Source organism: Idiomarina sp. UBA4206 (assembly GCF_002383015.1).
Classification (GTDB): Bacteria; Pseudomonadota; Gammaproteobacteria; order Enterobacterales; family Alteromonadaceae; genus Idiomarina; species Idiomarina abyssalis.
Genome location: NZ_DFTS01000059.1, coordinates 23,387 through 34,006, shown reverse-complemented (window position 1 = coordinate 34,006; position 10,620 = coordinate 23,387). Strand labels below are relative to the sequence as shown.

Genomic DNA, 10,620 nt, shown 5'->3' with positions numbered 1-10,620 from the left:
TTAGTCCAATGGCTGCTCATACCTACCGTAACGAGCTTGAACAATACGAACAACTTATCGCTCTAATCCGTGAGTTTGATGTGCTGCTAAGTGGCACTGATCCTCTGCAGGAAGACGTCTAACGGTGAAGCAGTTAGAACTTGTTTACCAAGACGAACATTTAGCTGTTATTAATAAACCCAGTGGCTTACTGGTTCACCGAAGCCGCATAGCAAGCGGTGCCCGTGAATTTGCTATGCAAATGCTGCGCAACCAATTGGGGCGTCATGTCTACCCTGTGCATCGGCTGGACAGGCCAACGTCAGGGTTACTCATCTTTGCTCTTAGCAGTGATATCGCACGAACTTTGACTGAACAGTTAACCGCTCGTGAGGTAAGAAAAACCTATCATGCGGTCGTCAGAGGTTATGTAGCTGAAAGCGGTACTATTGATTACGCGCTAAAAGAAGAACTGGATAAATTAGCGGACGCTGACGCCGATACCGATAAAGAAAAACAGCCGGCGGTGACGCATTATAAATGTTTAAAGCAGGTTGAATTGCCTTATAAGGTCAGCAAAAAGCACGATACCACGCGTTATTCATTGGTTCAGTTACAACCAGAAACGGGACGTAAGCACCAGTTACGCCGACACATGGCACATATTAGGCATCCCATTGTCGGTGATACAAACCATGGTGATGGACGGCATAATAACTTTTTTCGCGAGCACTTTAATTGCCACCGTTTACTGCTGGCAGCGACTGGACTTAGCTTTAAACATCCGGTCAGTGGCGAGTCCATCAATTTGGAAATACCAATGCCGGATGAGTTTCACCAGCCATTTCTTAAGTAAAAGTTATTCCGCGCTGCGTAGCAGGGCATTGATACCCACTTTGGCACGAGTTTTAGCATCAACCCGCTTAACAATGATGGCAGCGTAAAGGCTGTGCGTTCCGTTTGCAGAAGGCAATGAACCTGGTACAACAACGGAACCTGAAGGTACACGACCGTATAGAATGCGATCATTTTCGCGGTCATAAATGCGTGTGCTCTGGCCAATGTAAACGCCCATTGAAATAACAGCGCCTTCCTCAACAATAACGCCTTCAACAATTTCTGAACGTGCACCAATAAAGCAGTTGTCTTCGATGATGGTCGGGTTGGCTTGCAGTGGCTCTAATACACCACCGATACCCACGCCACCTGAAAGGTGCACATTTTTACCGATTTGTGCGCAGGAGCCGACAGTAGCCCAGGTATCAACCATAGTGCCTTCGCCAACATAGGCTCCAATATTTACGTATGACGGCATAACAACGACATTGCGGCCAATAAAGGCGCCTTTACGGACCATCGCCGGCGGTACAACACGCATGCCTTCGGCACGGAAACGAGCACTGTCATAATCAGCAAATTTAGCCGGAACTTTGTCCCAGAAACGTGTTTCGCCGCCTTCAATTAGGTCATTGTCGTTTAAACGAAACGACAGCAGAACGGCTTTTTTCAGCCATTGGTGAACAACCCACTCGCCCGAAATTTTTTCAGCGACTCGCAACTCACCGCGGTCAATCTCGTCAATGACGTAGCGAACTGCTTCACGCAAGTCGTCATTTTCAGTATGGGCGTTGAGCTGATCACGTTGTTCAAATGCATCGATGATGCGTTGTTTTATGTTTTCCATGATAAGGATTTAAAACTCCAGGTCTTTGATAATTTGTTTTTTTAACGTTTGTTTCTGCTTGTCGTCCAAAGCGGTTTGTTGCTCCGTGGTGACAATGAATAAATCTTCTGCCTGCTCGCCTATGGTGGTAATTTTTGCGGCAAGTAAGGTGACATTTTGTTGCTGTAAAATAGCCGCAAGTTTAGCAATAAGGCCGGGTCTGTCCAGAGTTACTAGCTCAAAGGTTGTACGACCGTGATGCTTACTTGGTATAAATGTCACTTCTGTGGCGACTGAAAAGTTTTTCATGCGCCGTGACAAGGGGCGTTTTGTACTGGGGACAGGTATGCGTTTATGCAGAACGTCCAGCAATTGTTGTTTGACTTCTTCAATGCGCTGCGGTTCTGTCAATGGCTTGCCGTCCCGTTGCAGTACAACGAAAGTATCCATGACAAAACCGTCACGGGTGGCAAGGATTTGTGCATCCAGAATATTTAACTGCTGGCTATCCAGAACACCGGCAACAGAAGCAAATAAGTGGCTTTCTTCATGATGATAAATAAACAGCTCGGTTGTACCATAGTTGTTTTCATCACCAATTAGAATCAGTGGCAACTGGTCGGTCGGTAAGTTTAATATATGCTGTGAATGCCAGCTGATCTGCTCTGGTGTATGCCGGAAGAAATAATCGGCAGTAAAACGGCCCCACAAAGCGAGAATTTCTGACTTTTCAAACCCGGCACTTAACAGTAAAGCCATTGCACTGGCTTTGTTTTCGTTTATTTTCTGACGAATATCCAGTGTCGGTTTGTTACTGTCTTGTTGCAGCAAGTAAGATGTCGCGTTGTAGAGCTCTTCCAGCAGGGTTGCTTTCCAGTTATTCCAGAGCGACTGATTGGTTGCGCGAATATCGGCCACCGTAAGACAATAAAGGTAGTCCAGCCGCTCGAGCGTTGAAACCTGATTAGCAAAGTCTTGTATAACCTCAGGATCATGAATGTCACGTTTCTGCGCGGTAACTGACATGGTTAAGTGGTGTCTTACCAGCCAGGCAACCAACTCAGCGTCTTCTTCGTCATAACCATGCTGATGACAGAAGTTGCGCGCGTCCATTTCGCCTAATTCAGAGTGATCACCTCCGCGGCCTTTGGCGATATCATGGAAAATACCCGCCAAATAAAGGCAATAGCGACGATCCATCTGTGCTACCAGCTTTTCGCATAAGGGAAACTGGTCCTGGTAGTCTTCGTCGCTGAAGCGGTAGAGGTTTCTCACCAGACGAAAAGTGTGTTCATCAACAGTGTAAGCGTGGAACAGATCAAACTGCATTTGCCCCACAATTTGTTGCCACTGGGATAAATAACTGGCCAATACGCTGTGGTGATGCATAAGTGCAAACGCTAGGCCACAGCCACGGGGATGCTGAATGAGCTGGTTAAACAGGTTTCTGCATTCAGGGTCATGGCTAAGAGGCTCGGTTAACTGAGCGCGCGCGTTTCTGAGTAAACGAATGGTATTTGAATGGATGCCTTTTATCTGTGGGTGTTCGGCAATGCAGACAAAAGCCCGGACAATATTGCAGTGGTCGTCGAATACGTTGTCATGTCGTGCAGTGAGCAACTCATTTGAGACCGCAAAGTCATCGCTAATATGCTCTGCGTGTTGTAAGTCCTGTGTGCCCAGTATGGCCTGATGAAAGAATTGCAGTAACATCTGGTTGAGCTCGCTGACACGAAGAACCACTTTAAAGTAATCTTTCATCATGGTTTCGACGGATGCTTTACCGTCATTGCCATAACCCAGGCGAACCGCTACGCCGGGCTGAAAGTCAAATAAAAGGCGGTCTTCGCGTTTACCAGCTTCAAGATGGAGGGCAAAGCGGATGCGCCATAACCAGTTCATGCAGTCACGTAGCTCGACGAACTCATCGGCCGTCATATAACCGTATTCAACCAGGTTTTCATCTGAATGGGTGCGGAAGTGACGCTTAGCAATCCAGCCAACGGTCTGGATGTCACGCAGTCCACCGGGGCTTGATTTGATATTAGGCTCGAGATTATAGGACGTACTGTGATATTGCTGATGTCGTTGTTTTTGCTCATCAAGTTTGGCTTGATAAAAGTCTCGGCTCGACCATGGAAAGTCATTCAATAATTGTTGATGAAATTCGTTATAAAGATCCTCAGAGCCATCAAGGTAACGGCTCTCAATAAGGTTTGTAGCAATAGTAATATCGTTTTCTGATTGACTAAAACATTCGTCGATGGTGCGTACCGAATGGCCAATATCTAAATGAAGATCCCATAAAAAGGTAATAAGCTGACTGAGCTTTTCAGACAACCTGGTTTCAGCGTCTTCGCTCTGGGGGGCAATTAAAATGAGTAAATCGATATCTGAACCCGGATGCAGTGTTTCACGGCCATAACCGCCAACAGCTAATATAGTGGCGGGTTCATTGTTAAGTTTAAACTGTTGCCACAATTGGCAAATGAGCTGATCAAAAAATGTCGAACGGTGATGAACAAGCTCATCAATGTCGGCCGTAACAAAACGCGCCGCAGACCAGTTACGGTAGCTCTCCAGAAGTGCTTTATAGTCTTTAATGCAAGGGGTATGAGTTCTGTCAGGCCAACGGCCATGGAAGTCTTTATCCTGTTCAACATCAGCCATAATACCCCCCTGAAGTCAGTTAGTTGTGCTCGATAACTCGCGCTAAGTCAGGTTCGTCATTACGTAATGTGAGAACCTCTACACCGTTATCCGTGACTAATAGAGTGTGCTCCCACTGTGCACTCAGACTGCGATCTTTGGTAAGTACGGTCCAGCCGTCTTTCATCAATTTCGTGTGGCGCTTGCCAACGTTAACCATAGGCTCGATAGTAAAGCACATTCCGGCTTTTAACTCTTCGCCGGTACCTGCCTGGCCATAATGAAGAATTTGTGGATCCTCATGAAACACGGAGCCAATACCGTGTCCGCAGTATTCGCGGACAATTGAGTAGCCGTGGCTTTCCGCGTGCTTTTGAATAACTTCCGCAAAGTCGCCGAGCTTGATCCCTGGCTTGACCATTTCTATCGCTTTGTAAAGGGACTCCTGGGTCACTTTAATCAAACGTTCTGCCATAATAGTAGGCTTACCTACCACAAACATTTTTGAGGTGTCGCCGTGGTAACCATCAAGCTTTACGGTGACATCAATGTTCATAATATCGCCATCTTTAAGCTTTTTGGGACCAGGAATACCGTGGCAGACACAATGGTTAACAGAGGTGCAAATGGACTTAGGGAACCCATGGTAATTTAACGGAGCAGGGTAAGCGCCATGGTCAGTAATATACTTGTGGCAGATATCGTCCAGCTCTTCTGTGGTTACACCTGGTTTTACGTATTCACCAATCATTTCAAGAACACTAGCGGCAAGCTTGCCTGCAGCGCGCATTTTTTCGATTTCTTCGGGTGTCTTAATTGAGATGGTCATTCTCTTCCTGTCCGTGACTGCTGGAAAAGCCGACAGTTTAACAGCGACTGATAGAATTCGCTATCTTTGAGGCGGGTTAAAACATAAGTTAAGTAACGTTTTTTGTTGTGTAAGTGTGCTCGTTATGGTATAAAACGCACGCTTTTTTGGCCTTATGCCAACAAAGTAAACTTGTATGTAAATGATAATCCACACATACATCGACACATAAGACGGGGTGCTTGTCTAAGAACAAGTCGGCTTATGGGATGTATGGAGGCTTAACCCCCTAAAAAGGAAAAATATTATGGCTAACGTGTCAATGCGTGACATGCTGAAAGCAGGTGTCCATTTCGGTCACCAAACTCGTTTCTGGAATCCAAAAATGAAACCTTACATTTTTGGTGCTCGTAACAAAATTCATATCATTAACCTCGAAAAAACTGTGCCTATGTTCAACGATGCGTTGAGCTACATGCAGCACGTTGCTTCAAACAAAGGTAAAATCCTGTTTGTTGGTACTAAGCGCGCAGCAGCAGAAGCGGTTAAAGAAGCAGCTATTAACTGTGGTCAGTATTATGTAAACCACCGTTGGTTAGGCGGCATGTTGACTAACTGGAAAACAGTTCGTCAATCAATCAAGCGTCTAAAAGACCTTGAAACAATGAGCCAGGACGGAACATTCGACAAACTAACCAAGAAAGAAGCTTTGGTTAATACTCGTGAAATGGAAAAGCTGGAAAAAGGCTTAGGCGGTATCAAAAACATGGGCGGCTTACCTGACGTTCTGTTTGTTATCGATGCTGATCACGAGCACATCTCTATTAAAGAAGCTAATAACCTGGGCATTCCAGTTGTTTCTGTTGTGGATACAAACTCTGACCCTGACGGTGTTGATTACATTGTTCCGGGTAATGATGACGCGATCCGTGCAATTCAATTGTATTTGAACACTGCTGCAGAAGCGGTAAAAGAAGCACGTACAGCGCAAGTTGAAGCGAAAGACTCTGACGATTTCGTCGAAGCAACTGAATAATCGAGGAATAGAATCATGGCAATTACAGCAGCTCTAGTAAAAGAACTGCGCGAGCGCACAGGCGCTGGCATGATGGACTGCAAAAAAGCATTGCAGGAAGTCGACGGTGATATGGAAGCGGCAATTGACCTGATGCGTAAAAGCGGTCAGGCCAAAGCAGCGAAGAAAGCAGGCCGTGTTGCAGCTGAAGGTGTTATTTTAGTTAAGTCTGAAGGCAACCAGGCAACGTTAGTTGAGCTAAACTGCGAAACTGACTTCGTAGCACGTGACGACAGCTTCCTGGCATTTGGCGATAAAGTCATTAACGTTGCATTTGCTAACAAAGAAAATGACGTTGAAGCGTTAAAAACGACAGACATCGGTGGTCAAACGGTTGAGAAAACTCGTGAAGACTTAGTGGCTAAAATTGGTGAGAACATGAACGTTCGTCGTGTTCAAACTCTTGAAGCTGGCGATGTTGTTGCAACTTACACTCACGGTGCTCGCATCGGTGTTGCAGTTGCTCTTACCGGTGGTGATGAAGACTTGGCTCGTGACTTATGTATGCACGTTGCAGCAAGTAATCCACAGTTCGTTAAGCCTGAAGACGTTGAAGCTGAAGTTGTTGAGAAAGAGCGTTCTATTCAGGTTGATATCGCAATGCAAAGCGGTAAGCCGAAAGAAATCGCTGAAAAGATGGTTGAAGGCCGTATGCGTAAGTTTACCGGTGAAATCAGCCTGACTGGTCAGCCTTTCGTGAAAGACCCATCAATGACTGTTGGTGAGTTACTGAAGAAAGCTGGTGCCGATGTTGTTACTTTCGTTCGCTTTGAAGTGGGTGAAGGTATTGAACGTAAAGAAGAAGATTTTGCTTCTGAAGTTCAGGCACAAGTGGCGGCAGCGAGCAAAGGCTAACAGCGTGGTCTCGACCAGCCCCATGAAATAGAAAATTATAAACCGCGTCTTGAGCGTTCAGGACGCGGTTTTTTTTAAACTAAAGGAAAGAGTAGAGGCAATGATGAGCACCCATCCGAAACCCAGTTATCGACGCATATTGTTAAAACTCAGTGGTGAAGCCCTTATGGGGGACGAACCATTTGGCATTGATGCTAAAGTGCTTGATCGTATGGCACAGGAAATTAAGGAATTAGTTGAACTTGGGGTTCAGGTAGGCTTAGTCATTGGTGGTGGTAACTTATTCCGTGGAGAAGGTTTAGCCAAAGCTGGTATGAATCGTGTTGTGGGCGACCATATGGGTATGTTGGCAACAGTGATGAATGGTCTGGCAATGCGTGACGCTCTGCATCGTGCTTTTGTTAACGCGCGCTTAATGTCAGCTATTGAATTAACGGGTGTTTGTGACAGCTATAACTGGGCAGAAGCTATTAGTTTATTAAAGTCAGGTCGGGTGGTGATTTTCTCTGCCGGAACTGGCAACCCTTTCTTTACGACAGACTCAGCGGCGTGTTTACGCGGAATTGAAATTGAAGCTGAAGTTGTTCTTAAAGGAACGAAAGTTGATGGGGTTTATTCGGATGATCCTGTGGGTAATCCGGATGCAACCTTGTATAAGCATATTAATTACGATGATATACTGGAAAAACAGTTAAAAGTAATGGATTTAGCGGCATTCACTCTGGCGCGAGACCACGCTTTGCCTATCCGGGTGTTTAATATGAATAAGCCGGGTGCTTTACGAGCCGTGATTATGGGTGAAGAAGAAGGTACACTAATTAGTAAAGACGCAGAGTAATCGCCGCTATTGAATAGAAGGGTATAAGACAGTGATAAAAGAAATTATAGAAGACGCTAAAGATCGCATGGAAAAAAGTGTTGAGTCATTGCGTAGTCAAATGTCGAAAGTACGCACGGGACGAGCTCACCCCAGCATTTTAGATAGTGTTATGGTGAACTATTACGGTACTGACACGCCGCTGAAACAGTTGGCTAATATCACCACCGAGGACTCCAGAACTTTAGCGTTGACCGTATTTGACAAGTCGGCTTCAGCTGCGGTTGAAAAGGCAATTATTAACTCGGACTTGGGGTTAAATCCGGCATCAGCCGGAGCTGTTATTCGCATTCCTTTGCCACCATTGACTGAAGAGCGTCGTCGCGACCTGGTTAAAATTGTGCGCGCGGAAGCAGAGCAGGGGCGAGTGGCGGTACGCAATATTCGTCGTGACGCGAACAGCGATATTAAAGACCTTCTGAAAGAAAAAGAAATTACTGAAGATGAAGAACGTAGTGCTGAAGATGAGATTCAAAAACTGACGGATAAATACGTCAAGCAAATTGATGAATCGTTGAAAGCAAAAGAAGAGGACTTGATGGAAATTTAACCATCAAACCTTACCTACGTTGGTCTATGACGCCGTGTCAGGTATACTCGCACGGCGTTTTTTAATGTTTACGGCAGATTGAATGAAAGAATTACCGTCAATAGAGCAGTTAGTTCCCCGACACGTTGCCATTATCATGGACGGCAATGGTCGTTGGGCGAAACAACGCGGTAAAATACGAACTTTTGGGCATAAGGCCGGAGCAGAAGCTGTGCGCAGAGCGGTCGCTTTTGCTCGCCGTAACGGTATAGAGTCTCTGACTTTATTTGCTTTTAGTAGCGAAAATTGGAAGCGTCCCGCTACTGAAGTATCGGTACTGATGGAGTTGTTTATGTCAGTATTGAAAAGCGAAGTAAAAAAGTTAGACGATAATGATATTCGCTTGCGCATTATTGGCGATAAAGGTGCTTTCTCAAAGCGTTTACAAAAGCGAATACAAGAAGCCGAAGAAAAGACTCAGAATAATAGTGGGCTAAATTTAAATATCGCTGCAAACTATGGTGGTCAATGGGATATCACTCAAGCCAGTCGTAAGTTGGCTGATAAAGTGAAAACCGGCGAGATCGAGCCTTCAGAAATTACCGAAGAGGCAATATCCGGTGAACTTATGATGGCCGATCAGCCATTACCGGATTTACTCATCCGAACGGGGGGGGAGCGTCGTATTAGTAATTTTCTATTATGGCAGTTGGCTTATGCAGAGTTGTATTTTACTTCAACATTGTGGCCAGACTTTGACGATGCCATTTTTGCTAAAGCAATAACGGATTTTGCTCAACGTGAACGTCGCTTCGGTTTAACCAGCGAACAATTGACCGTGCTTATGCAAGGCATAGAAACTCGGATAGAGGAATAACACTTGCTAAAACAACGTATTATTACAGCATTATTGCTGGTTCCAGTGGCACTATACGGGGTTTTTATGCTGCCGCTTTGGGGCTTTTCTCTGTTTATTCAGGCGGTTTTAATGCTGGGTGCCTGGGAATGGTCTCCTTTAATGGGCGTGCGTCGTACATCAGCGCGTATTGCTTATACTCTGTTTGTTGGAGCTATAATTGGTGTGCTTTCATGGCTGGCACCGTATGAACACTTATGGCGCGATGGCGAGCTTTCTAAACTGATTTATTACACTATCCTTGCCGGTGGCATCTGGTGGGTCGTAGCTTTGGCAATGATAGTTAATTACCCCTCAAGTCGCCGTATGTGGTCGCGAACCCGCGCCATTGTTGGTGTTTTTGGGTTGCTGATTTTTATTCCTACATGGGCTGCATTAGTCACGGTCCGCTCTATCGATATTGATGAGTCTCGCTTCTTTGGTGGCTGGGTTGTTCTGTTTATTCTTCTTTTAGTCTGGGCTGCCGATGTCGGTGCGTATTTTGCCGGCGTTCGTTATGGGCGCAACAAAATGATGCCAGCCGTAAGTCCGGGCAAAACGATGGAAGGTTTATGTGGCGGGGTAACTCTGGCTTTTGTGGTGATGATGGTTGTGGCGCACTGGACTAAAGTGCCCGCTGATCAATTTACCGGTTATTACTTAACCGGGTTGTTTACTGTAGTGGCGTCGGTATTCGGAGATTTAAACGAAAGTATGTTTAAACGCAGTGCCGGAGTAAAAGACAGCGGATCAATTTTACCGGGGCATGGGGGAATTCTCGACCGTATTGACAGTCTTACAGCTGCAGTGCCTATTTTCACCTTAGCTTATCTGGAGTTTTTGCATTAAACCTATGCGTCGAATTACGGTTTTGGGAGCAACAGGCTCCATTGGTCAAAACACTCTGGATGTTGTTGCACGACACCCGGAAGACTTTGAGGTTTTTGCGCTAACCGCTCACAGCCAGGTTCAGGTTATGGCTGAGCTGTGTTTGAAGCACCATCCACAATACGCCGTTATGGGCTCTCAAAGCAGTGCGTCAGAGCTCAAAGAACTTTTAGGCACTCAGGTATCAACACAGGTAACCTACGGCGAAAAAGCTTTAGCAGAAGTTAGTGCCGCAGGCGACGTCAATATTGTTATGGCAGCGATAGTTGGCGCTGCAGGACTTGCCCCGACATTAGCTGCTATTGATGCGGGTAAAGATGTCTTGCTGGCCAACAAAGAAGCCCTGGTAATGAGCGGTCAATTGTTTATTGACCACGCACAACGTTCTGGCGCTCGAATAAT

The 10,620-nt window shown here is 45.8% G+C and carries 11 protein-coding genes; 8 read left to right on the top strand and 3 right to left on the bottom strand.

What is annotated here, in order from left to right:
- The first annotated feature begins 124 nt into the window (after window positions 1–124).
- Complete coding sequence (gene truC / locus B3180_RS12120; RefSeq protein ID WP_278358745.1) at window positions 125–835, top strand: tRNA pseudouridine(65) synthase TruC; 711 nt, start codon at window positions 125–127, stop codon at window positions 833–835.
- A gap of 3 nt (window positions 836–838) precedes the next feature.
- Here truC and dapD read toward each other — a convergent pair whose 3' ends face one another.
- From dapD to map, 3 genes are read right to left on the bottom strand one after another with little or no spacing between them, the layout of a single operon-like run.
- Complete coding sequence (dapD, locus tag B3180_RS12115; RefSeq protein WP_054488173.1) at window positions 839–1,663, bottom strand: 2,3,4,5-tetrahydropyridine-2,6-dicarboxylate N-succinyltransferase; 825 nt, start codon at window positions 1,661–1,663, stop codon at window positions 839–841.
- Between the two features lie 9 nt (window positions 1,664–1,672).
- On the bottom strand, window positions 1,673–4,312 hold the full coding sequence (glnD, locus tag B3180_RS12110; protein ID WP_278358744.1) for a [protein-PII] uridylyltransferase: 2,640 nt from the start codon (window positions 4,310–4,312) through the stop codon (window positions 1,673–1,675).
- 19 nt (window positions 4,313–4,331) lie between these two features.
- A complete protein-coding gene (map, locus tag B3180_RS12105; RefSeq protein ID WP_054488170.1) occupies window positions 4,332–5,120 on the bottom strand; it encodes a type I methionyl aminopeptidase in 789 nt (262 codons plus the stop codon).
- A 286-nt stretch (window positions 5,121–5,406) separates the two neighbouring features.
- On the opposite strand from map, the gene rpsB reads away from it, so the two are divergent.
- The 7 genes from rpsB to B3180_RS12070 all read left to right on the top strand — a co-directional run.
- Complete coding sequence (gene rpsB, locus B3180_RS12100) at window positions 5,407–6,135, top strand: 30S ribosomal protein S2 (protein WP_054488169.1); 729 nt, start codon at window positions 5,407–5,409, stop codon at window positions 6,133–6,135.
- A gap of 15 nt (window positions 6,136–6,150) precedes the next feature.
- Window positions 6,151–7,029: a translation elongation factor Ts gene (tsf, locus tag B3180_RS12095; RefSeq protein WP_054488167.1), complete on the top strand. Its 879-nt coding sequence runs from the start codon at window positions 6,151–6,153 to the stop codon at window positions 7,027–7,029.
- A gap of 103 nt (window positions 7,030–7,132) precedes the next feature.
- Entirely contained in the window at window positions 7,133–7,867 is a 735-nt protein-coding gene (gene pyrH, locus B3180_RS12090; RefSeq protein WP_222237006.1) for a UMP kinase, read from the top strand.
- 31 nt (window positions 7,868–7,898) lie between these two features.
- The gene (frr, locus tag B3180_RS12085) at window positions 7,899–8,456 is read left to right on the top strand and encodes a ribosome recycling factor (RefSeq protein WP_054488165.1); all 558 of its coding nucleotides are present in this window, start codon (window positions 7,899–7,901) and stop codon (window positions 8,454–8,456) included.
- Window positions 8,457–8,538: 82 nt separating this feature from the next.
- Window positions 8,539–9,312 carry a polyprenyl diphosphate synthase gene (uppS, locus tag B3180_RS12080; RefSeq protein WP_199494885.1) on the top strand — a complete coding sequence of 258 codons (774 nt, stop codon included), beginning with the start codon at window positions 8,539–8,541 and terminating at the stop codon, window positions 9,310–9,312.
- A gap of 3 nt (window positions 9,313–9,315) precedes the next feature.
- Window positions 9,316–10,179 (top strand): phosphatidate cytidylyltransferase, encoded by an 864-nt coding sequence (locus B3180_RS12075; protein WP_222235461.1) that lies wholly within the window; start codon window positions 9,316–9,318, stop codon window positions 10,177–10,179.
- Window positions 10,180–10,183: 4 nt separating this feature from the next.
- A partial coding sequence (locus B3180_RS12070; protein WP_349677620.1) for an NmrA family NAD(P)-binding protein occupies window positions 10,184–10,620 on the top strand: 437 nt, incomplete at its 3' end.

Excerpts from the sequence above, each read along its gene's own strand:
- map (WP_054488170.1), bottom strand. The coding sequence starts at position 5,120 with ATGACCATCTCAATTAAGACACCCGAAGAAATCGAAAAAATGCGCGCT.
- uppS (WP_199494885.1), top strand. The coding sequence starts at position 8,539 with ATGAAAGAATTACCGTCAATAGAGCAGTTAGTTCCCCGACACGTTGCC.
- rpsB (WP_054488169.1), top strand. The coding sequence starts at position 5,407 with ATGGCTAACGTGTCAATGCGTGACATGCTGAAAGCAGGTGTCCATTTC.
- tsf (WP_054488167.1), top strand. The coding sequence starts at position 6,151 with ATGGCAATTACAGCAGCTCTAGTAAAAGAACTGCGCGAGCGCACAGGC.
- glnD (WP_278358744.1), bottom strand. The coding sequence starts at position 4,312 with ATGGCTGATGTTGAACAGGATAAAGACTTCCATGGCCGTTGGCCTGAC.
- pyrH (WP_222237006.1), top strand. The coding sequence starts at position 7,133 with ATGAGCACCCATCCGAAACCCAGTTATCGACGCATATTGTTAAAACTC.
- dapD (WP_054488173.1), bottom strand. The coding sequence starts at position 1,663 with ATGGAAAACATAAAACAACGCATCATCGATGCATTTGAACAACGTGAT.